The 22,616-nt window shown below is 44.8% G+C and carries 19 protein-coding genes and 1 other annotated feature; of the genes, 16 read left to right on the forward strand and 3 right to left on the reverse strand.

What is annotated here, in order from left to right:
- Window positions 1-41 precede the first annotated feature (41 nt).
- Window positions 42-1,331, forward strand: a complete 1,290-nt coding sequence (gene hemL / locus ACPW7N_RS13965) for a glutamate-1-semialdehyde 2,1-aminomutase (RefSeq protein ID WP_425651715.1) — start codon at window positions 42-44, stop codon at window positions 1,329-1,331.
- 82 nt (window positions 1,332-1,413) lie between these two features.
- Here hemL and ACPW7N_RS13970 read toward each other — a convergent pair whose 3' ends face one another.
- The gene (locus tag ACPW7N_RS13970; RefSeq protein ID WP_425651716.1) at window positions 1,414-2,643 is read right to left on the reverse strand and encodes an MDR family MFS transporter; all 1,230 of its coding nucleotides are present in this window, start codon (window positions 2,641-2,643) and stop codon (window positions 1,414-1,416) included.
- Between the two features lie 242 nt (window positions 2,644-2,885).
- On the opposite strand from ACPW7N_RS13970, the gene ACPW7N_RS13975 reads away from it, so the two are divergent.
- From ACPW7N_RS13975 to ACPW7N_RS13990, 4 genes are all read left to right on the forward strand, one after another.
- Window positions 2,886-3,338: an NUDIX hydrolase gene (locus ACPW7N_RS13975; protein WP_425651717.1), complete on the forward strand. Its 453-nt coding sequence runs from the start codon at window positions 2,886-2,888 to the stop codon at window positions 3,336-3,338.
- Window positions 3,339-3,400: 62 nt separating this feature from the next.
- A complete protein-coding gene (locus ACPW7N_RS13980; RefSeq protein ID WP_425651718.1) occupies window positions 3,401-5,224 on the forward strand; it encodes a LysM peptidoglycan-binding domain-containing protein in 1,824 nt (607 codons plus the stop codon).
- A gap of 12 nt (window positions 5,225-5,236) precedes the next feature.
- Window positions 5,237-6,244: a phosphotransferase gene (locus ACPW7N_RS13985; RefSeq protein WP_425651719.1), complete on the forward strand. Its 1,008-nt coding sequence runs from the start codon at window positions 5,237-5,239 to the stop codon at window positions 6,242-6,244.
- Window positions 6,231-7,226, forward strand: a complete 996-nt coding sequence (locus tag ACPW7N_RS13990; protein ID WP_425651720.1) for a phosphotransferase — start codon at window positions 6,231-6,233, stop codon at window positions 7,224-7,226. The genes ACPW7N_RS13985 and ACPW7N_RS13990 overlap by 14 nt, the downstream gene beginning before the upstream one ends.
- Before the next feature lie 44 nt (window positions 7,227-7,270).
- On the opposite strand, the gene ACPW7N_RS13995 is transcribed toward ACPW7N_RS13990, so the two are convergent.
- On the reverse strand, window positions 7,271-7,453 hold the full coding sequence (locus ACPW7N_RS13995; RefSeq protein WP_425651721.1) for a hypothetical protein: 183 nt from the start codon (window positions 7,451-7,453) through the stop codon (window positions 7,271-7,273).
- Window positions 7,454-7,761: 308 nt separating this feature from the next.
- Between ACPW7N_RS13995 and ACPW7N_RS14000 the strand changes: the two genes are divergently transcribed.
- The 11 genes from ACPW7N_RS14000 (at window position 7,762) to murC (ending at window position 21,878) form a co-directional block, all read left to right on the forward strand.
- A complete protein-coding gene (locus ACPW7N_RS14000) occupies window positions 7,762-9,123 on the forward strand; it encodes a cbb3-type cytochrome c oxidase subunit I (RefSeq protein WP_425651722.1) in 1,362 nt (453 codons plus the stop codon).
- 27 nt (window positions 9,124-9,150) lie between these two features.
- A complete protein-coding gene (locus ACPW7N_RS14005; protein WP_425651723.1) occupies window positions 9,151-9,639 on the forward strand; it encodes a cbb3-type cytochrome c oxidase subunit II in 489 nt (162 codons plus the stop codon).
- A 13-nt stretch (window positions 9,640-9,652) separates the two neighbouring features.
- Window positions 9,653-10,039, forward strand: a complete 387-nt coding sequence (locus ACPW7N_RS14010; RefSeq protein ID WP_425651724.1) for a c-type cytochrome — start codon at window positions 9,653-9,655, stop codon at window positions 10,037-10,039.
- A 286-nt stretch (window positions 10,040-10,325) separates the two neighbouring features.
- Window positions 10,326-11,534: an ABC transporter permease gene (locus tag ACPW7N_RS14015; RefSeq protein WP_425651725.1), complete on the forward strand. Its 1,209-nt coding sequence runs from the start codon at window positions 10,326-10,328 to the stop codon at window positions 11,532-11,534.
- A 3-nt stretch (window positions 11,535-11,537) separates the two neighbouring features.
- On the forward strand, window positions 11,538-12,206 hold the full coding sequence (locus ACPW7N_RS14020) for an ABC transporter ATP-binding protein (RefSeq protein WP_425651726.1): 669 nt from the start codon (window positions 11,538-11,540) through the stop codon (window positions 12,204-12,206).
- Between the two features lie 124 nt (window positions 12,207-12,330).
- Window positions 12,331-14,388, forward strand: coding sequence for a PP2C family protein-serine/threonine phosphatase (locus ACPW7N_RS14025; protein ID WP_425651727.1), 2,058 nt, complete (start codon window positions 12,331-12,333; stop codon window positions 14,386-14,388).
- 18 nt (window positions 14,389-14,406) lie between these two features.
- Window positions 14,407-15,642: an ATP-binding protein gene (locus ACPW7N_RS14030; protein ID WP_425651728.1), complete on the forward strand. Its 1,236-nt coding sequence runs from the start codon at window positions 14,407-14,409 to the stop codon at window positions 15,640-15,642.
- A 76-nt stretch (window positions 15,643-15,718) separates the two neighbouring features.
- Window positions 15,719-16,036, forward strand: coding sequence for an STAS domain-containing protein (locus ACPW7N_RS14035; RefSeq protein ID WP_425651729.1), 318 nt, complete (start codon window positions 15,719-15,721; stop codon window positions 16,034-16,036).
- Window positions 16,037-16,106: 70 nt separating this feature from the next.
- Window positions 16,107-16,366, forward strand: a binding site (T-box leader).
- 40 nt (window positions 16,367-16,406) lie between these two features.
- Window positions 16,407-19,076, forward strand: a complete 2,670-nt coding sequence (locus tag ACPW7N_RS14040) for a valine--tRNA ligase (protein WP_425651730.1) — start codon at window positions 16,407-16,409, stop codon at window positions 19,074-19,076.
- 49 nt (window positions 19,077-19,125) lie between these two features.
- Entirely contained in the window at window positions 19,126-20,493 is a 1,368-nt protein-coding gene (locus tag ACPW7N_RS14045) for a bifunctional folylpolyglutamate synthase/dihydrofolate synthase (RefSeq protein ID WP_425651731.1), read from the forward strand.
- A gap of 2 nt (window positions 20,494-20,495) precedes the next feature.
- Window positions 20,496-21,878 carry a UDP-N-acetylmuramate--L-alanine ligase gene (murC, locus tag ACPW7N_RS14050; RefSeq protein WP_425651732.1) on the forward strand — a complete coding sequence of 461 codons (1,383 nt, stop codon included), beginning with the start codon at window positions 20,496-20,498 and terminating at the stop codon, window positions 21,876-21,878.
- A gap of 74 nt (window positions 21,879-21,952) precedes the next feature.
- Here the strand turns inward: murC and ACPW7N_RS14055 are convergent, their stop codons facing one another.
- Window positions 21,953-22,384 (reverse strand): hypothetical protein, encoded by a 432-nt coding sequence (locus ACPW7N_RS14055; RefSeq protein ID WP_425651733.1) that lies wholly within the window; start codon window positions 22,382-22,384, stop codon window positions 21,953-21,955.
- Between the last annotated feature and the right edge of the window lie 232 nt (window positions 22,385-22,616).

The raw sequence follows: 22,616 nt of genomic DNA on the forward strand, positions 1-22,616 counted from the left end.
AGAGTCGATCCTTAACACTTTACATATGAGGTGATTCTATCGTGAGTCGAAATTATGATACATCTGCGAAGTATTTCGAAGAGGCGAAACAGTATATTCCTGGTGGTGTGAACAGCCCTGTGCGTGCATTTAAAAGCGTAGGCGGCAATCCGCTGTTCATCCAAAAAGGAGAAGGCTCCAAAATTGTAGACGTCGACGGAAATACATACATTGATTACATCGGATCTTGGGGTCCGCTTATTTTGGGTCATGCCCATCCACAAATTCTCACTGCTATCACGGAAACGGCCGCTTTGGGAACGAGCTTTGGGGCACCTACGTATCGTGAGACAGAAATGGCAAAAATGGTAATTGACATCGTTCCATCCGTTGAAGTTGTACGTATGGTCAACTCTGGTACGGAAGCAACAATGAGTGCGCTTCGTCTTGCTCGTGGCTATACTCGCCGCAACAAAATCATGAAATTCGAAGGCTGTTATCACGGACATGCTGACAGTTTGCTGATTAAGGCAGGCTCAGGCGTAGCTACGCTCAGTTTGCCTGACAGCCCTGGCGTGCCTGAGTCTACGGCGGTGAATACCATTACCGTACCTTATAACGATTTGGAAAGTGTGCGTCTTGCTTTTGAGAAATACGGAGATGATTTAGCTGCAGTCATTGTTGAGCCGATTGCAGGAAACATGGGTGTCGTGCCTCCACAACCGGGCTTCCTTGAAGGCTTGCGTGAGATCACAGAAGCAAATGGAACACTGCTGATCTTTGATGAAGTAATGACTGGATTCCGCGTTGCTCGTGGCGGCGCACAAGAACTTTATGGCATCACGCCGGATTTGACAACCATGGGAAAAGTAATCGGTGGTGGTCTGCCTGTTGGGGCATACGGAGGAAAACGGGAGATCATGCAACAGATTGCACCTGCAGGACCAATTTATCAGGCAGGAACGCTCTCTGGCAATCCACTCGCAATGGCAGCGGGAATGACCATGTTGCAAGAGTTGGGTAAACCAGATGTATATGAACAGTTGGAAGCACGCTCTAGCCGTCTTGCAGAGGGGCTCAAAGCAAATGCAGAGAAACTGGGTATTCCACACACGCTGAATCGAGTAGGCTCGATGGTTTGCCTCTTCTTCACTGAAACACCTGTGGTGAACTACGAAACAGCCAGAACGTCTGATCTCGGACGATTCTCTCAATATTTCCAAAACCTGCTGGATGAAGGTGTCATGATTCCACCATCTCAATTCGAAGGAATGTTCGTCTCGACTGCTCATACGGATGAGGATATCGAGCGTACCATTGAAGCCAGCTACAACGCAATGAAAAAACTGTAAGATTAGGTGCAAAGAGCCATCATCAAGTCGCTAACCGACTAGATATGGCTCTTTTTTTAACCGATCAACACTTTTAAAAACGTTATCCTGCTGCGACTACTTCCTCGGCTTTTTTTACCCGTTCTTTTTCAAGTCCGCTCAAGAGTTTATATTGAATGAACCCAGTGAAGAACAACAGTACACCAATGATCGAGAACATGATATCACCACCGAAGCTGGTCATTAAGAGACCACCTAGTAACGGGCCAACTGATTTGGAAATTTGCCAGCTCATGCCAAAGATTGAGAAGTACCTGCCGCGCATTTCTGCTGGAGCCATCAGGGATACCGCCTTTTGGATATGCGGTCCATTCAACATCTCGCCAATGGTAAAGATAACTTCGTTGATGATAAGCAGCCACAATATGGGCAACCAGCCATATCCAAACGAAACAATGGCAAACAGCAAATAAGAAATCAGAATCACGTTGTACGGCTTGTAGTTTTCTGTGCGCTTGGCAATCCAAAGCTGACCGAGTATAACGACAGCTCCATTGATGGTCATCAGAGTAACCAGTACCGATTGATAATCAGTAAAGAATGATTTCAAATGCAAGGGAAGTGTGGCTTCAGTCTGTGCGTACAATAGACTGACAGGAATCGCAGCCAGAGTAATCCATAAGATCTGTTTGTGTTCACCGATGCGAAACACGGGTGCGTCTGCCGTTGACATGCTCTGTGAGGCATCACGGGCAGGCATTGTTTCAGGAACCTTCCACCAGACAATCGCGGCATAGATCAGGAACGCAACGCCTGAGATGGCAAATACGAACGATGGATCCTTGGTGAAAACAAGGAATCCAAGAAGCGGGCCAATCGCTGCACCCACATTTAGTGCTGTGTGCAAAAGAGCAAAGATTTCGGCTCGTTGATTCTCAGGGATAATATCGGCAATCTGTGCGTTTGCAGCCGGAAAGAAGAGAGCCATCCCCAGACCGTTAATAATCGCCAAGATACCGAATGCCCATACATTTTCGGCGTAGACAAAGCCAAACATGGAGCAGGCGTTAATCAGTAAAGCAATCAGCATCAGCGGCTTACGACCGTAACGATCTGTTAATCCGCCGCCCCACAGGCTGATGAGAATACCCATGAGTGGCTGGAGTCCAACGATCACCATCGGCAACAGGATAGAGCCGCCCAGTTTGTCGTACAGGTACAAGACGAGAAAGGGACGCAACATGAACCCTGTGGTGGTGGTAAGGGCGGTCCCAAAAACCCTTACCCATATCGCTGTATCATAGCGGAGCAGCAAATCTTTCAACCTGTTCACTTGTTTCCCTCCTTGAATGATGTCTCTTTATCCCATCCCAATCACAGCTCTCTTTTGAGATATAGGTTTCTAGGATATTAACAGAAAGTTAGGAATTGTCAATAGCTTACCGACAAAAAAGATTTGTACGAGACAGTTGCAAGTCCCGAAGCAACACTTGGACGTATTGATGAAAATTTTGTATAATTTCCTAGTGAGACGAATATACGTTCGTAAATATAGTATAGTTGGGTGGGAAAAAAATGCAAGAGCGTTTTAAACTGGCAACTGCCGTTCATCTTTTTTTCATCAAGGACTCTCAGATTTTGTTGTTGCGCAGATGGAATACAGGTTATGAGGACGGTAATTACAGTGTTGTTGCGGGGCACCTGGATGGCAATGAAGAAGTGAGGGAAGCCGCAGTCAGGGAAGCGAAGGAAGAAGCAGGAGTACAACTTGAAATAGCAGATGTGGAAGTCGTTGGGGTAATGCATCGGAAATCTGCAGACGAGCGTATTGATTTCTTTATCACAGTGAGCAAATGGGATGGCGAAATAAGCAATATGGAGCCGGATAAATGCGACGATTTGTCATGGCATTCACTAGACTCTCTCCCCCACAATATCATCCCATATGTAAAACGGGCGATCGAGAACTATAGAAAAGGGATCACGTTCGATAGTTTTGGTTGGGAAACCACAGAAATCAAGGTCTAAACCCATGCCGATGTCCATATAGATATAGGGAAATGTTCTTGCACTTGAAAGGAGGAGCACATGTGTCATTACAGGACGGCTTACTTTCATTTCAGATTAAGGAGACCATTTTCCTATCATCGGATAAAGCAGATATCGGGCAAATAAAAGAATTGGAGTTAATTCCTGATGTGGAAATTATCGAAAATACTCATGAAATTTCCATTACTGGATGCTTGCAACTGTACGGTCGGTATGAAGGGGGAAAGAATCTGGGAGAAGATGAATCAGGGGGCACAGATTCATTGCTGGAGGCGATGAAATTTACGCCGTTTCAGCTTCAGGGAGAAGAATCAAAACAGTATTTGCTCGATCATGACGTGGAACTGACCCATCGTATTCCGTTGAATGTCTCCATTCCTTTGTCACGAATAGAAGAGCTTGGTGAGATTTATGCCATTGTCGATAGTTTTGACTATGAAGTGAAAACCCCACATCAGTTGCAAATACAGGCAGACCTCAAGATTTCAGGTATTTTTCTAAAAGGACTTGGGCAGGAGCAGGTTCAGGAAGAAAGTGCAATATCACCTCCGGAGGAACAAGAAAAGTGGGAATTTGTTCATGTTGTCGATACGCAGGATGGACACGAAGGTACACCATCAAGCATAGAAGAGATCGAGCGAAAATTGGCAGAGCTGGAACGAGAAGTAGCAGCACGAGAGCAAAAATACAATCAGCCCTATACAACGACTGAACAGTATCTGTTTACGCCGTACGTGGCAGCAGAAGCACCATCTTTTCCATACTTTCCACCATATCAGCCGGAACCAGCCAATGCGCAACAGGAAGAAGAGCCGGTGATCGAAGAATATCCAGAGGTAGAACAGGCAGTAGCGAATACAGAGCATACGACAGAGATACAGACCGATTATCAGTCCAATTATCAGTCCAATTATCAAACTAACTACCAAACCGAAAATGAAGCCGTATATCAACCAGAATATCAAGCAGAATATCAGCCAGAGTACCAAGCTGAAAATGAAGCCGTATATCAACCAGAATATCAAACCGAATATCAGCCAGAGTACCAAGCTGAAAATGAAGCCGTATATCAACCAGAATATCAAGTGGAATATCAGCCAGATTATCAAACCGAAAATGAAGCCGTATATCAACCAGAATATCAAGCAGAATATCAGCCAGAATATCAAGCGGAATATCAGCCAGATTATCAAATCGAAAATGAAGCCGTATATCAGCCAGAATACCAGGCAGAATATCAACCTGAATATCAGCATGTAAATCAATCGGAAGATCAGATTGAATTCGAGGCGCAGACTACGGAAACCTATGATGATACACAGGAGCAAGAAGAAGTTTACGTAAATGCAGCACATACGGTTGAGGTCGAGGCTGAGGCTGAGGAAGCTCATGAGGATGAAGAGGCGGTTTTGGAAGCAGAGACAGTTGCATCAGAAGAAGATGAAGTAGAAGTTGAAGTCGCAAGAAGCATTCCAGAGCAAAAAGAAATGAAAGTTGCTATCAGTTCAAAACCTACCAAGGAAATCGAAGCTGCACAAAGCATCACATCATTATTTTCAAATGCACGTCGTTCCAAAGCAGAACAAGCCTCAGAAGTAAAAACTCCGGATGCCTCCAGTGCTTCTGGAAAGATAGCAGAAGAAACTGCAAAGCCTTCTGTTTCCGTGCTACGCAATAACCTTGGCGCTTTCTCACGAGATTCTGAACAAAAATTCAGCAGACTCAAGTTGTGCATTATTCAGCGGGATGAAACAATACAGACTATCGCAGAGCGGTACTCACTGCCTGTTTCACGGATTGTTGAAGTAAACCATCTTTCCACGGATCGAGTTGTGGAAGGGCAAGTTCTCTATATTCCCCAGTAAGGGGTGAGTGGTTTGGAACAGCTACAACATGACCTTTCTGAAATCTGCGGGCGTTACAGGGTTCGGGTCATTCAGACGAAACCAGTGGATGATTATTATTTACTCGAAACCAATCGGGGGACCAAGGAATTGAGGACATGGCCGCGTATCGACGTGATGCGCTGGTCATGCTCATGGCGTGAACAGGTTGCGAGGCAAGGATATCGTAATGTAGAAAGATTCATCCGAACCAGAGATGCCAAGCCTTATGTAATCAACAATAAAATTGGTTACACACTGACGGATCATGTACGCCCACTAAACCCGTTTATCCCTTCCTTGGATCAGGTGGAGACCTGCGGAGAAATTGTTGCCAGAATGCATCAGGCTCAATTAAGCCAACGGTTGGCGATTGCTTATGAGCTATTTAACAAGGAATGTGCTGTGTTGTCCCTAGATGAGAAAAGGGCTGTTGAATACCAGCGGGAGTTAACAGAACAATATGCCAATTTAAGTGAGCTGGATGAGTGGGTAGCAAGCCAGTTTACGCCCTTGCTGCAACGAATGAGAAGGAGCCTGCAAATCCTTGGAAAAGCGGTTGACGATGAGACGCAGCTTGCTGTATCCCATCGAACGATGCATTCACACAATTTTGGACTTTTGGAAGATCGGGTGGTTCTCAAAGGATTTTATCGTCCGGTCTTGTCCATTCAACAAAGAGATGCAGCAAGTTTTGTCAGGGAACTGTATTTGGCAACAAGCAATCTTGATGTGATCGATTCTTTCCTGAATGGATATGATGAACAGAAGAACTACACGTATCAGGACTACCTGCTTTTGCTGGGGTTCCTGGCGTTCCCGACAGAACCGTGGAAAAGCATGGAACGATATTTCTCACATCCAAGGCACGCACGGGATGAAACAGTGGCACTCGCTGTAAGCAAATCACTTCAGGACCAGCAAACAATCGATACCTTATTGCAACATATCGCTGTTCGAGCCGAGCGAATAGGGAGAGGCAGATCGCATGAGCCGATTTGAAGATATTTATCCATTGCTGTCCGAATATGACATGTTTGCTCAAATGATTGAAGTGGTAAAGGAGCCAAATGTTTATAAAGTATTGACCCCATACGGTACTTTCGCATGCAAACGCACAGATGCACCGCACGGACGACTTCGTTATGTGTCGGGGATGTTGCGCCATTTGCAGCGTCGAGGGTGGGAAGGTGCAGTTCCCATTGCTTATACAAAGTACGACGAACCCTTTGTCGTGCGTGATCAATCGACTTATTACCTGTCTCCATGGCATCAAGGAAAGCAGGAAGAAGGCTCTAATGCGTCAGCTTGGGTGAAACCGTCCATTGAACGGCTGGCTGAGCTTCATTTGTATACGCAAAATTATCGATACGACGACCCGAGGCAGGTAGAGCCACTGATTGATTCATTGTTGAACAGGTGGACACTATGGCTTGAGGGAATGGAGCGCCATCGAAGCAATGCGGAGTCTCTTTCCTATCCTTCACCATTTGATGTAGTGTTCATGGCAAATCACGGGTATATCAATGAGATGGCTATGACAGCCATTCAAGCATTGCGCAACTGGAGAGAGGCGCACGAAACATATGCGCATTTTCGGCTGTCTCTCATTCATGGAAACCCGCACCCGTCCCATTTTTTGTTTGACAAAGATGGGAAGGTGCGCCTGGTCAATTTTGACCGTGCCGTGTTCGATACCCCTGTAAGGGACTTGACAATGTTTTATCGCAGTTATTTCTTTACACTGGGAGACGAGGAGACAGCAAGCTCCTTATTGCGCGACTATTCAACGATCTTTCCGCTACAACCAGATGAAGCCGAACTGCTTTCCGCTTTCCTGTTGTATCCAGAACGGATTATGCGTGATATTGAGACCTACTACGGAAAGAAAAGAGAGTGGAACGAACTTGCTGCTGTTCGAAAACTGGAAAGAGATCTGGATCGTTTTATCCGTCTTAGCAGATGGACACAGCGAGCCTTCTAAATGCGCCCTTCCTGACAAGGGTGTTTTCTTTTTTATACTTCCTCTTAGATCCAGTCCATGACGATGGCGATATAGCTGAGCGCAAACAACCCCAAAACGATCACATCAAACGATGCTGGAATCAGCAATGTACGAATAAACTGAAAAATGATTAACGGAAGCAGGATTTCTTTGGCATGGCATTTAATCTTAATATAAGTTGGGTTATATTTCCAACGATGTCGCATTTGGAATCACCTCTTGCTAAAATATGCGGAATTTCCGGCAAGAGTGAACAAAAAAGGATAAGGATCTATGATTTTCGTCACATTTCCTCCAAACTCAGGGTGTTGATTTTTTATTAAACTAGAATTAGACTAATTTTGTAAGTCAATATGTGAAAAAAATCACAAAGAAACATTCGCACCTTATTTATGTTTAATAACATGTAAATAGGGGAAACGTTTGTTAAACTAGTTAGGGAGTGGTGAACTTAAATCTACTATTCTAGCTTTTTGACTGAAAGAATTGTACTAACCAAGGGAGGGAATTGTATATGTTCAGCAACGCACCTGATAGTGCAGCGAAGCACTTCTGGTACTCCTCAGTTTTATGGCTGATCATCTCCATGCTCGCGGGGCTTGTTGTTGCCTTGAAGCAGATGTGGCCAGATTTCTTAGGCGGAACAACATTTTTAACCTATGGTCACGTTCGTCCAATACATACGAACGGTGTTCTTTTCGCATGGCTGACCACCAACTTTATCGGCGGAATGTACTACATGATCCCACGTCTCTGCCGTGTTCCACTGCATAGTGAGAAATTGGGTCATATTACAGGTATTCTTTGGAATCTTATTATTGTTCTTGCAGTTGTAACATTGTCTATGGGTATTACAACAGGTGTCGAGTATGCCGAGTTGGTTCTCCCAATTGACTTGCTTATCGCAGTAACTGTTATCCTCGTTGCTGTGAACGTCTTTATGACGATTGCCAAACGTCAAGAGAAGCTTCTCTACGTATCGATCTGGTATACTGTTGGATCACTCGTATGGTTGCCACTTTTGTACATCGTTGGAAACATTCCTTCTGAACTGGTTGGTGGTGCTGCACAAGCTAACATGAACTGGTTCTACGGTCACAATGCCTTGGGTCTGTGGTTCACAACTCTCGGTATTGCGCAAATCTACTACCTATTGCCAAAATTGACTGGAAAACCGTTGTACAGCCATAAACTGTCCTTGATCGGTTTCTGGACAATTGCGACGTTCTACGTTTGGAACGGTCCTCACCACTTGGTTAACGGACCAATTCCACTTTGGTTGATGAAAGCGGGTATCATTCCGTCTATTCTTCTGATCATTCCAGTTTGGACAGTAGTAGCTAATATTTTCGGTACCATTAAAGGTAATTGGGGCAAGATGAAAAACGACATTGCGCTCAAATTCATCGCCACTGCCTCTATCTTCTATGTATTGACTTGTTTGCAAGGTCCTTTCCAATCATTAATGGCAGTTAGTGCCGTTGTTAAGTTCACTCACTGGGTAGCAGGTCATGCTCACATGGCTCCGTTTGCAACATTCTCATTCGTTGGTTTTGCCTTCATGTACTATGCAATTCCACGCATGACTGGACGTCAGCTTTACAGCAAAGCTTTCTGTGAATGGCACTACTACCTGTCTGTAATCGGATTCTTGACTTTCGCATTCTCTCTCTGGACTGCAGGTCTGATCCAAGGCTTCGGCTGGATCAACGGAACACCATTCATGGAAACAGTAAACGAAGTAAAAACATTGCTCGTTATCCGTGCAATCGGTGGTACTATGATGATCGCAGGTCAATTCTTCTTCGCAGCTAACCTCTGGTTAACAGTGAAAAAAGGTACACCTGTTTCTAAATCTAATACGGTGGCAGCCTAATACGGTTGTCGGCTAGGAGGAAAGATCATGGAACACAGCGCTCTTCGCATCTTTCTTGCGTCCCTCTTCCTGTTTGCAGTAGGCGTGTTTGCCACCATCATCCTGCCTTTCTTCGATGATGAGATGGTTAAACCGACTGCTAATGCGGAAGCACGCAACTATGCTCCAGATTCCCCTGAAGCAAAAGGGCGACAAGTATATATTCGTGAAGGTTGCAATACTTGCCATACACAAGTAGTTCGTTCAGTTGCAGCAGACCTTAACTCTAACCTGGGTCCTGTTACGCAACCAGGCGACTATGTAAATGATAAACCACACTTGTTCGGTTCAAACCGTACAGGCCCAGACTTGATGTGGGTTGGTATGCGTACCAGTGCTGACTGGAACAAACAGCACTTGATCGATCCACAAGCAGTTGTACCAGGATCAATCATGCCGAAGTACAACTATTTGAATGATGAAGATTTGAACAATCTTGTTGCCTATCTGATGAGCCTTAAACCGGCAAAACAATAAGGAGGAGAGCGACATGAGTAACCATGACCACGATCAAGCGGGCCATGCACCGATTCCTAAATTTCTAATCGTTGTTTACGTAGCTCTCGCGGTTTGGGCTGTATCGTATGCATTGTTGGCTGACAGAATTGACGAAACGAAATCAGTTGCAGGAGCTGCAGTTACCATTGATGCTGAGTCCGGTAAGAAAATCGTGACACAGAACTGTGCTGCATGTCATGGACAAGACTTCAAGGGTGGAGTTGGTCCTGACCTTCATGGCGTAGTAGACAAATTGGGTGGCCCAGATCAAACATTTGAACTGATCTCCAAAGGTAAAGGCGGCATGCCTGCCTTTGAAGCAAGTCTGGAAGAAGACAAGCGCAAAGCTGTTGTTGAATTCCTGAAAACTTTAAAATAAGTAGATATCTTCTCAAGATATTACTGCCTTTATCAGAAAGTACATCTTCCCAGTTCGAAGATGTACTTTCTGTCTGATATTGGCTAGAATAAGTCTAGAACGAGATGGAACCTTTTCGCAGCTAGGAGATGATACCATGATAAAAACACCAGAATTGATCTATCACATCCTGTGGTTTATATGTCTGGGAGGATTGGGTATTTGGGTTTTGCGTATTCTGATGCGCCGATTCTAAACGTGAATGATCGTTTAGTTGCTGTTCAATGGATCATTGGAGGAAATCTATATGCAGAAAGTTACTACTGTCGCGTGGCGCAATCTGAAGCGAAAACCTGCACGTACCGTGCTTTTGGCCGGAAGTGCAGCGATGACGGCTTTTTTGTTGTTTGCTAGTTACTTTTTTCTTTATTCGATGGAACGGAGCGTAACAGCGTCCAGTTCTCGCCTCGGGGCCGATTTGCTTGTAGTACCGGACGGATTCGGTATGCAAGCAGGTGAAATGATGGTTTCGGGTATTCCTACCAAGTTTTATATGAAAGACGATATTATTCCAAAAATCGAAAGCCTGCCAGAAGTGGAACGAGTGGCTCCACAACTCTATCTGGAAACCGTGCGAACCGTTTGTTGTCGTGTAGAAGGTGATTTTCCGATAGTAGCATTTGATCCCGAAAAAGATTTTACGCTAAAAGCATGGACGGCTAGTGACCGTGAATTCAAACCGTTTGATCTGCTAATAGGAGCTGAAGCAGGAGGCAAGAATTTTATCTATCATCTCGACTATCAATCTACACAAGAGAATGTAGTGTTGTTTAACGAGACCTTTCTGGTTCAGAACGTGCTGTTTCCTACCGGCATGGGAACGGATAATACGATATTTATGCGGCTTGATACCGCCAAAAAATTAGCTTCACAAAAGAATAGTGAGCTGAAGATAGCACCGAATGACGTTTCCATTCTGTTGATCAAAACAAAGCCGGGTACAGAAGAGTTCGTCAAGCGTCAAATCGAGCGAATGAACTTACCTGTGGATGTGGTGAAAGGAAGCGGATTGCGTGACGCCTTGGTCAAACAATTATTCCCGGTTAAGTTTCTCAGCTACACCATGATTGCACTGATGATCATTATGAGTGGGATGCAAGTAGCAACCATGTTCTCTGCCATTATTAGTGAGCGACGAAAAGAAATCGGTATGATCCGTGCGATGGGTGCGACAAGGGGCACTACATACAAGTTGCTTTTGTGGGAAGCAGGATTGGCCTCCCTTATCGGTGGGGCAGTTGGATCGGTAATCAGCGCAGCCATGCTGTATGACAATCGCTCACTCATTTTGCAAATTGTCAAACTCCCACTGTTATTCCCTAACATTTTCTCAGGTGTTGGAATCGGACTGATCGTGACGGCGGCAACAACGTTAATTGCCATCCTGGCTGCCTTCTTCCCGGTGAGAAGTGCTTTGAAAGTGGAGCCATACGAAGCCATACGGGAAGGGGAGTAAAATATGATCAGGATGGAAGGGATCGGTAAACGCTATATGGTTGCGTGGGAGCAATATGTCTCTGCGCTTCAGGATATTACCGTTACGATAGACCGCGGCGAATTTGTCTCTGTAGTCGGTCCATCTGGAAGTGGCAAATCGACATTTTTGGCGATTGCAGGACTTCTTGATCGACCGACAGAAGGAGAACTGTGGATTGATGGACAAGCGATGGGCCACGCCACCGAGAAAGAGAGAACTTACCTGCGGGCAGAGAAATGTGGGTTTATCTATCAGTTTCCCAGCCTGGTACCGACACTGACAGCGTGGGAAAATATCATTTTACCGAAAACCGTGCAGATGAGGTACAACAAAGAAGACCACAAGCGAGTGGATGAGTTGTTAGAGAGGGTTGGCTTGCAGGAAAAAAGAGACCACCTGCCTTTTCAATTGAGTGGGGGAGAACAACGCCGAATTGCCCTTGCCCGAGCATTGATCAATCGTCCAGACTTGTTGATGGCTGACGAACCGACAGGAGCTCTTGACCAAGAGAATGCGGAAATCATCATGCAGTTATTCCGAGATATTCACAGAGAAGGCTGTACAATATTGATGGTGACGCATGATTTGCAGTTAGCAGGAAAAACAGAACGAATGATTCAAATTCGAAATGGGAAAGTTGTTCCAGAATAAAGGTTGCCAAAACCTGCCAAATGTGCAGGTTTTTGTTTTTTTTCTGGCTTGATGTTTCACTTTTCCTTAGAATGGGAATTAGTTTGAGTGATACATCATTCATGAAGAGAAGGAGGAAAGCCAAGTGGTCTGGTATACGCTGCTATTTATTCTTGGACTAGTTGTAGCACTTTACTTGCTGTTGTTTTCCCGTCATTTGGTCTCCATCAAAAGATGGTACGACTTTTCCTTTATGCTTGGTGCCGCTCTTCTCCTGTGGGGATTCAGCCAGCTACTTAATTTAAATCCCGATCCTCTCTATCGCAGTGCAGCAACTATTACTACTTTTATATATAATCTGTTTCTTCTACTAGCATTTCGGGCATTTCCTTTGCCGCCACATTTATATTTTGATCGTTGGAAAAATGGCTTTGACATTGCCTTGTTGGCTGCCATTTACTTTTCTGGGGAATATACCTGTTGGAGTAATTCCAGTGACAGTCTGCTGTTGCAATTTCTTTTACAATTCCAGACGATATTTTTTATTCTCGGCAGTTGGTTCATGGTTTTTGCAGCAAGCTGGAACAAGCGGGTAAGCAGCAATAACAGCTTGCTTTTGATCGGTTGCCTGTTATTCATCCTGGTGGATTCATTGATTTCGTATGTACCGGGAGAAGTCCTTTTCCCGATTGGCGTGATTGCTTTCACACTTATCATTGTTTGTGATCGCAGAAAGCTGATTGAAGATAAAAAGGTGCTTGTCTCAGAAGATAGCCATTATTTGTACGAAAAGCTGAACTTTCATTTGCGTGATGAACGTGTGAATTGGACATTTGTCTATATCACTGTAATTTTCCTGTTATCAATGAAAATTCCGGATCAGATGTATCTCGCAGGTATGATCCTTTTCCTGATCTTGCTGCTCATTCGCGGACTTATCACAAGACGCAACAATCGCATGAATTTGGAAGACCTGCTGTCTATCTCTCAAAACCTTGAGAATCATTTCGCCCAAAACGTAGAACAGTTGCAGAAACAGAACGCTTCTTTATCTCGGGCGTTGATAGGAAAAAAGCGTTTTGAGAAGCTACTCCAAAAAAGCAATGAACAGAATGTCAAAACGATTACCTACGATAATGTTCATGACTTAATTCAGGAATATGTAATTCATTGGTACATGACAATGAATGGCTTTACTTATGTGCGTCTTTCCCTTGAATCGGAGAACGGGCACTGTTACTTTGAAATCACTCAGGGCGTTCATAAAAAAGTAGCTAGTGAGGACTCGGTTTTTGTGAAATTGATCGTGGATGAACTGAAAGATTCACCTTTAACTCCGCGCTTTTTGGTGGTTGAGGCAGAAGGGACATGCCAAGAAGAACCAAAAATCGTTGTTGAGCAACTTGCTTTACATGTATGCCGTCTGTTTCATCGTTGTATTCAATCAAGACAGGACTTGGAACTTCGCCTGATCGAGCAGGAAATGGCACTGGCTTCCAAAATTCAATACTCGCTCATTCCAAAAGAACGTCTCGTCTTGCCTATGGCACAAGCGAAGGCAGTCTACATTCCGATGGATTTTGTGGGAGGAGATTATGTTGATTATGTGGAAATAGATGATCGATACAGTTGCTATTTAATTGCTGATATTTCCGGTCATGGCGTACCTGCAAGCTTGCTTACGACAGGTATTCGAAGTCTGTTTCGCGCCGTTGTGCAGACTTGTCATACACCGGATGAAATATTAGCTCGATTGAATCGGCTTCTTCATGAAGACTTGTCTAAAACCAGATCGTTTGTAACTATGTTTGTTGCTGTACTGGATCAGGTTGAAGGCGTTCTTCGTACAAGTCGAGCGGGGCACCCAGGGCCCATTTATCTGTCTAAATCCAAGCAAATGATCTTGCCTTGTAAAAGAGGAATCGGTCTTGGGCTTACAGAAGAAGCTGTTTATGATTGCGAAGAAATCTTGATAGAAGAAGATTTTACTTTGTTTATGTATACCGATGGATTGATGAATTTGTCCCGAAAAGATGTCAATGGAATTGAGCAATGGCTCGAACGTCTGTCGGCACTTATTCAAAATGATGTTACCGATCTCATTAATGAAATTGAACAAATGATCTGGAATGAAACTGGCTTGGTAGAGCAACATGATGACATCACGGTGTTAATACTGGGTGTTCAAAAGAGGAACCTATAAAGGAGGAGGCGCAAGGGAATGAGGTTGTGTGACAGTTGCCCAACAAATCCGCAGTGTGATCGATGCATGACTCTTCTGGGTGCAGGTGAAAACGCAAAAAAGGTAGTTCCTCCTCGTTCTGTGAATATGCTTCATTTGGATACTAAAGCTGAGGTACATGCACATTTGAAAGCAATTAGTCGTGTAACGCTTCTGGTGGAAATTGAATCTTCCGTGGCTCCTGGACGCTATGAAATTCAACTGGACAAGGATTTCCGAATTATTGGATCGACGATAGGCGGAATGCGTGATGCCGGCTATCAGGTATTTGATATAGAGAAAGTTTTGAGAAAAGAAGAGTACTCTCAACGATTGATGCTTGAAGAATTCCAATCATGGCACATGACACATGAGTTGGAGCCTGAGGTGTTGCCAAACGACACTTCTGAGCAGGAACGCCAATTAATTCGGCATGAACTGGACAAGCTTGCTATCTTGCATCAGCTCCAGGAGCTTTACATGTTTATGTGGCAAGAGGGGTATCTGAGATCACTTGGCAATCTCATGTTAGGAACAGAAGAAAAAGACCAATTGATGCAATTGATCCATCAAGCGATGCAAGAGAAGAGGCCATTGCGTGATCAGTTGATTTTTTCCAATGAGCGTCAAATTTTTGATGTACACATCATTCCCCTCGAAACAAACACATGTGGAATCGGAATGATTAACATTACCGAAGTGATCGCAAAAGAACACGAACGCAGGAAACTAGAATGGGAAACATGCAAGTCGCTCTTACAAATTTTCACAAACGGAAAGCTGGAGTTAATACAGGATCAAGAATTATACGAGCTTTTTTTGAAAAGTGAAAAGGTAGATTCCTGTCTGATCCGCGTAGCAGAGGATTTAAAGACGGTTCGCAACACTTTACAAAATTTGTTGCTTACATATGGAATGGAACACCGCCAAATTCTCCCCTTAACGGTAGCTGTGAATGAAGCGGCAACGAATACTCTGTTGCATGGACAGGGCGATCGAATTGACTTTTATGTATCACCCCAAGAAATGGTGTGTCGTGTCGTCATATATGATCAAGGAAAAGGCCTTCAACTCTATCAACTCCAAAGAATCGCACTCAAGCAAGGCTATACCACGCGCAATTCACTTGGAGCAGGTTTTCATGCCATGCTTACCTTCGCTGACAAAGTATTAATCAATAGTTCATTGCAAGGAACCAAGGTCGTTCTCGAAATAAGAATCGAAAAAATCGTTTGAATGCAGCAGAAAACGGGAAATGAAACATATAGCTACCATCGGCCTGCTTCAACCATACCGAAAGGGGAACATTATAATGGACTACCAAGTGAAAGAGGCTGATCAAAGTGCCACGATCTACCTCACAGGCGAATTAGACATGTCTGTTGGTGAACAAATAGGAAGTTTAATTCGGACGGTAGGAGAACGCAACCAAAATATTTCACTCGATTTTCGTGATGTAACTTTCGTTGATTCTGCTGGGATTGGCAGTCTTTTCTTTACAACAAAAGATTTACTCGCCTTGGGGAAACATGTTGAGATTGTGAATATACTGGAAGAAATCCTTGATATTTTGCGGGTGCTTGGATTTACAGAAGCACTCGGTGTGGAAATTAAGGCTTTAGACAGGTAAACGGAAATTTGACTAGAGACGAGAATTTTGTCTATAATGAGTAGCAGACGGCTTGGACAAATGAATAAGAAAATCAACAGTGATTGGGAAGAGTAAACGGTCGAAAAGCCTTGGCAGAGAGGGAGAATCAGTAGCTGCGAGATTCTCTAAGGTGGAGTCGTTGAAGGTCGCCCATGAGTTATCCCGTTGAACATCAGTAGGCGGGATCGGCACACAGCCGTTATCTTGTTTGAGTGAGCAGGAGCCAAACAACCCATTTGGGTGTTGTTTATGTGGTTATCTTGCTAACAAAGGTGGTACCGCGAAAGATTAGCTCTTTTCGTCCTTTGGATGAGAAGGGCTTTTTATGTTGCCTAAGGAGGTCAATAGCATGTCAACTGAAACTGCGACACAAATGGAAAATCAACTGCCGAAAAACTATGATCCAAAAGCGGCGGAATCCAAATGGTATCCGTACTGGATCAAAAACGAATTTTTCAAAGCGGATCGTGATCCGAACAAAAAACCCTACACCATCGTTATTCCACCACCAAACGTGACCGGAAAACTTCACCTGGGCCATGCACTGGACACGACATTACAGGATATTATCACTCGTGCCAAGCGCATGCAGGGTTACAGCACATTGTTCCTTCCTGGAATGGACCATGCAGGTATTGCGACACAAGCACGTGTTGAGGCGACCTTGCGTGAAGAAGGCATTTCCCGCCATGATTTGGGGCGTGAAAAGTTTATCGAGAAAGTGTGGGAGTGGAAACATATCTACGCTAGCCATATTCGTGAGCAATGGGAGAAACTGGGCCTTGCGCTTGATTACTCCCGTGAACGATTCACAATGGATGAAGGGTTGTCACGTGCCGTTCGTGAAGTATTCGTTCGTTTGTACGAAAAGGGACTGATTTATCGCGGGAACCGCATCATCAACTGGGACCCGGCAGCTCGTACAGCGCTATCAGATATTGAGGTTATTTATAAAGAAGTAAAAGGTGCGCTTCATCATATGCGTTATCCGCTTGCTGATGGTAGTGGATATATCGAAGTTGCTACCACACGACCGGAGACAATGCTAGGCGATACAGCGGTAGCGGTTCATCCAGAAGATGAGCGTTACAAACAGATGGTGGGCAAGACAGTCATCCTACCGATTGTTGGTCGTGAAATTCCGATTGTAGCTGACGACTACGTAGACCCTGAGTTCGGTTCCGGTGCAGTGAAAATTACGCCAGCTCATGATCCAAATGACTTTGAGCTTGGGCTTCGTCACAATTTGCCGCAAATTACCGTTATGGATGAGACCGGTACCATGAATGATCTGGCAGGACCATATAAAGGTCTGGATCGTTTCGAGTGCCGTAAACAAATTATCAAAGATTTGTCCGAACAAGATGTCATGTTCAAGATTGAAGAGCATATTCACCAGGTTGGCCACAGTGAACGCAGCGATGCAGTTGTTGAACCGTATCTCTCTACACAATGGTTTGTAAAAATGCAGCCACTCGCTGACGCTGCTTTGGCGAATGCAGCTAGTGAAGATAGCGTGAAATTCGTTCCAGATCGTTTCAAAAATACGTACCTTCGTTGGATTGAGAACATCCGTGACTGGTGTATTTCTCGCCAACTCTGGTGGGGTCACCGTATTCCAGCTTGGTACTGCCAGGATTGTCATGCGGAAGTAGTTTCTCGTGAAGATGTAACGGAATGTCCATCTTGCCAAAGCAAGCGACTCGAACAAGATAACGATGTACTCGATACATGGTTCAGCTCTGGTCTCTGGCCGTTTTCTACACTCGGCTGGCCGGATCAAACAGAAGATATGAAGTATTTCTATCCAACCAATGTTTTGGTAACTGGATATGATATCATCTTCTTCTGGGTAGCCCGCATGATTTTCAGCGGTCTTGAGTTTACCAACCAAAAACCATTCGAGAACGTGCTGATCCACGGAATTATTCGTGACTCGGAAGGACGTAAAATGTCCAAATCCCTCGGCAACGGGGTAGATCCGATGGAAGTTATTGATCGTTACGGTGCTGATGCTCTTCGTTACACACTGGCAACAGGCAACTCCCCTGGAAATGACCAGCGCTTCTACTGGGAGAAGGTTGAAGCGAATCGTAACTTTGCCAACAAAATTTGGAACGCTTCCCGTTTTGCTTTGATGAATTTGGAAGGCTTCAAATATGAAGACATTGATCTAAGTGGCGAGTTATCGACACCAGACAAGTGGATCTTGAGCCGTTTACAAGCTACGATTGCAGATGTAACACGCTTGATGGATCAATTCGAATTTGGTGAGACAGGAAGAATCCTCTATAACTTCATCTGGGATGATCTGTGCGACTGGTACATCGAAATGGCGAAATTGCCGTTGTATGGCGATGATGCACAAGCGAAGAAAACGACTCAATCAGTACTGGTCACCGTTTTGGATCAGACATTACGCCTCTTGCATCCGTTCATGCCGTTCATTACCGAAGAGATTTGGCAAGCTCTGCCGCATGAGGGAACAAGTATTACTGTTGCGAGCTGGCCGACAGTTAATGAAGCATGGAAGAACCAGGAAGCGGAAGCAGAGATGTCACTTTTGATGGAAGTGATTCGCAGTGTTCGCAACATCCGTGCAGAAGTGAATGTACCGATGTCCAAAAAGATTGAGTTAATGATCAAGCCAGGAGATGCTAGCTCACTGGATCGCCTGACACGAGGCCAGGACCTGATCGCTCGCTTCTGCAATCCAGAGCGTCTGGAAATCAGTGCGGAACTGGCAGCGCCAGAAAAAGCGATGACAGCCGTGATTACAGGAGCAGAGATTTTCTTGCCTCTTGCAGGATTGATTGACATTGAACAGGAACTGAAGCGTCTGGAAAAAGAACTGGATACGCTGCGTGGAGAAGTAGAGCGTATTGAGAAGAAGCTGAATAATCCAGGTTTTGTCGCCAAGGCACCAGAGAAGGTAATTGAAGAAGAGAAGGCGAAAATGGCCGGTTATATGGATAAGCGTGACAAAGTGATTGCTCGTTTAGCTGAGTTAAAAGCATAAGCATAAGAGTTGTCTTCCGGCATAATTTTCAGATTGGAGTCATACCGTTATGAATGCTGAACCATTAATTTCCTACGAAGAAGCAACCGAATGGCTTCACAGCTTGCATAAGTTTGGTCAGAAGCCAGGTCTGGAGCGAGTACAATGGCTATTAAATCAATTTGATCATCCTGAACGTCGACTCGCCTTTATCCATGTGGCAGGGACGAATGGAAAAGGTTCCACTTGCGCTTACCTTACGCATATGCTAATGGAAGCGGGGTACAGTGTGGGTACTTTTACTTCCCCTTATCTGGTCGACTTCCGGGAGCGGATATGCTATAACAAGCAGATGATTTCACACGAAGACCTTGTCTCACTTGTTGGCGAACTCCAACCTCTCGTGGAACGTTGTGCATCTTCTACGGATTATGGCTCTCCAACGGAATTTGAGGTCATTACGGTACTGGCACTTCTCTATTTTGCCCAGGTTGTGCGCCCGTCTGTTATTGTTTGGGAGACAGGGCTTGGTGGACGATTGGATTCGACGAATGTCGTCCACCCGCTCGTCTCTGTGATTACCAATATCGGGATGGACCATACCGATATTCTGGGTGACTCTCTCGAACAAATTGCTAGAGAGAAGGCTGGAATTATCAAGCCGGGTGTTCCTGTCGTCGTTGGGAAGATGCAGGATGAATGTATGCAGGTAATGGAAGCGACAGCCAGTAAGAAGAAAAGCACCTTGTATCGGATGGGAAGCGATTTCTCTTACACGTCGTTGGAACAACAGCAAAAGCTTGGGGAACAGCGATTTACGTACAACAGTGTATTCAGACGAGAAAGCGAAAACTATTTGCTCCACATGAACGGCAAACATCAGCTACACAATGCTTCGGTTGCCTTAATGGTAATTGATTTGTTGAGAGAGTTTTATGCCTATCACCTTTTGAATGAAGATATTGGCAGAGGGCTTCAAAAAACAACGTGGCCAGGAAGATTAGAGGTTGTTCAGAGTGAACCGCTCATTCTTCTTGATGGTGCACACAATGTGGAAGGCATGCAGGCTTTAACCGCAAGTATTACACCAATTGTTCCGACATCCAAGCGGGTGCATGTTCTACTTGCTGCACTTGCTGACAAACCCTTACCCCAGATGGCATCTGCATGGGAACGGGTTCCCGTTGAGCAATTCTATTTGACAACATTTGATTTCCCCCGAGCAGCGTCCATGTCCCATTTGGAGGAACAATGGATCTCGGGTGGAGTGAATCCAGATCAGATCACACTTGTATCTGATTGGAATTCCTTCTTGCGTGACTGGAAAAAAACAAGTGAGCATTCGGAAGATATCCTAATCATTTGTGGCTCGTTGTATTTTATTGCCCAGGTACGCTTACTTTTTTCCATATCTTCAAACGAAAGAGCAGGTGAATGAAGGTGGAGAATTTCCATCACGTCCACTTTATAGGCATCGGTGGCTATGGCATGAGCGCAATTGCTCGTGTGTTAGTTGACCTAGGATACAAAGTAACCGGTTCAGATGTTGCCATGAGCGAGCTGGCGAAGAAGCTGGAAGCAAAAGGCGCAACGATCATGATCGGACATGAAGCAGCACATATTGAAGGTGCAGACATCATTGTTTTCTCTACCAGCATCCCGGAGAACAATCCAGAATTACATGCGGCACGAGCGGATGGCATTCCGCTGTTGCACCGCTCCCAAATGCTTGCACGAATTCTGAACGATCGCAAGGGTGTAGCTATAGCAGGAGCGCATGGGAAAACGACTACAACCTCCATGATTGCTCATGTGCTGGAAGAGTGTGGCGTTGACCCAACGTACATTATTGGTGGAGAACTGATGAATGCTGGGACGAATGCCAAGGCGGGCAAGAGTGATTTTGTCATTGCCGAAGCAGATGAGAGTGACGGATCTTTCCTGGAATATCGTCCGGCTTATGCCATTGTTACCAATATCGAACCAGATCATCTGGAGCATTTTAACGGAGATTTTGCTAATTTGAAGAAGGCGTACGTGGAGTTCCTCGGCCATCTCAAACAGGATGGAGTAGCTGTTGTCTGCGTAGATGACCAATACGTGCGTGAGCTGCTACCAACCGTGAACCGTCCGAAAATCAAGTACAGTATTGATCCTGCTTACCACGCACAAGCGGACGTTTACGCAACCGATATTGAGTGCGGCGACCGCAAGACAAGTTGCAAGGTTTGGCATCAGGGCAAGTTGCTAGGAGAACTCGTGTTGACTATGCCAGGTAAACACAACATTGCCAACGCACTTGCTGCAGTGATCGTCAGCCTGGAAGCGAACCTCGAATATGAGCAGATCGCCAAAGCGCTTTATTCCTTCCGGGGAGCAAAGCGAAGATTTCAAATCATTGGAGAAGTACGTGACATTTTGGTAGTCGACGATTACGCCCACCATCCAACAGAAATCATGGCTACCTTAAACGGCGCAAGATCATCCGGTCGTCGGGTCATTGCGATATTCCAGCCACAACGCTATACACGCACGTATTTCCTCATGGAGGAATTCAGCCGTGCGTTCAGTGACGCTGACGAAGTGTTTATCACCGACATTTTCTCACCAGCCGGAGAGAAAAAAATTGAAGGGGTAAGCTCTCAAGTGCTCGTCGATAAAATCCGTGTCAACAGTCATCCTCGTGCCAAGTACATTCCAACCAAGGAAGAGGTACAAGAACTGTTGGTCAACGAAATTCGCCCAGGAGATCTGGTTCTCACGATGGGAGCAGGAGATATCTGGAAATCAGCCTACTGGTTAGCTGACAGACTTGCGAAATAAAAGATTGATAGAAGAGGATAAACAGAAATCCCTCGCAGAATTCGTTCTGGAGGGATTTTTTATATGGGAGATCCTTAGTTGTCAAAATGGTCCATAAGCTGATCTACTGCAGCTTCCACTTTTGCAAATCGAACAGTCATCTTATCTTGTCTGCGCTCTAAAAGATCAAACTTCTGATTTAGTTCTTTCACATCTTGTTTGATTTCTTTTACGTCTAGACTAATTGCGTCAACACGTTCGGTCAGTGTATCAACCCGCTCGGTCAGTGTATCAACCCGTTCGGTCAGAGTATCAACCCGTTCGGTCAGGGTATCAACCCGCTCGGTCAGTGTATCAACCCGTTCGGTCAGAGTATCAACCCGTTCGGTCAGAGTATCAACCCGTTCGGTCAGGGTATCGACTCGTTCAGTAAGGGTATCAATTTTTCCAGGAACAGGTGCAAATTGTTCGGACAAGATGTCAACCCGCTCGATTAATGCTTTCAACATCAGCTTTATTTCTTCCAATTCTTATCACTCCCCCCGTTTCTATTCTCTTGTTTCTAGTGTAGCACAAGACAGAGTCATCCTTCAGAAAAGTTATTGTCTCAAAAATATAAAAATTGTTATCAACTCGTCCTTTTTTTGCACGAGATTTTCTTCTATGTGAGTAAAATCATGGTACAATTGGAGTAGGTAAAAAGTAATCTTTTTTCGTTGTAGTAATTTGTCGATATTTATTTATAGGGTTCAGGGAGAA

Source organism: Brevibacillus nigriterrae (assembly GCF_049846925.1).
Lineage (GTDB): Bacteria > Bacillota > Bacilli > Brevibacillales > Brevibacillaceae > Brevibacillus_H.

Coding starts and splice junctions, on each gene's coding strand:
- ACPW7N_RS13975 (WP_425651717.1), top strand. CDS start 2,886: ATGCAAGAGCGTTTTAAACTGGCAACTGCCGTTCATCTTTTTTTCATC.
- ACPW7N_RS13990 (WP_425651720.1), top strand. CDS start 6,231: ATGAGCCGATTTGAAGATATTTATCCATTGCTGTCCGAATATGACATG.
- ACPW7N_RS13995 (WP_425651721.1), bottom strand. CDS start 7,453: ATGCGACATCGTTGGAAATATAACCCAACTTATATTAAGATTAAATGC.
- ACPW7N_RS14000 (WP_425651722.1), top strand. CDS start 7,762: ATGTTCAGCAACGCACCTGATAGTGCAGCGAAGCACTTCTGGTACTCC.
- ACPW7N_RS14005 (WP_425651723.1), top strand. CDS start 9,151: ATGGAACACAGCGCTCTTCGCATCTTTCTTGCGTCCCTCTTCCTGTTT.
- ACPW7N_RS14010 (WP_425651724.1), top strand. CDS start 9,653: ATGAGTAACCATGACCACGATCAAGCGGGCCATGCACCGATTCCTAAA.
- ACPW7N_RS14015 (WP_425651725.1), top strand. CDS start 10,326: ATGCAGAAAGTTACTACTGTCGCGTGGCGCAATCTGAAGCGAAAACCT.
- ACPW7N_RS14020 (WP_425651726.1), top strand. CDS start 11,538: ATGATCAGGATGGAAGGGATCGGTAAACGCTATATGGTTGCGTGGGAG.
- ACPW7N_RS14030 (WP_425651728.1), top strand. CDS start 14,407: ATGAGGTTGTGTGACAGTTGCCCAACAAATCCGCAGTGTGATCGATGC.
- ACPW7N_RS14035 (WP_425651729.1), top strand. CDS start 15,719: ATGGACTACCAAGTGAAAGAGGCTGATCAAAGTGCCACGATCTACCTC.
- ACPW7N_RS14040 (WP_425651730.1), top strand. CDS start 16,407: ATGTCAACTGAAACTGCGACACAAATGGAAAATCAACTGCCGAAAAAC.
- ACPW7N_RS14045 (WP_425651731.1), top strand. CDS start 19,126: ATGAATGCTGAACCATTAATTTCCTACGAAGAAGCAACCGAATGGCTT.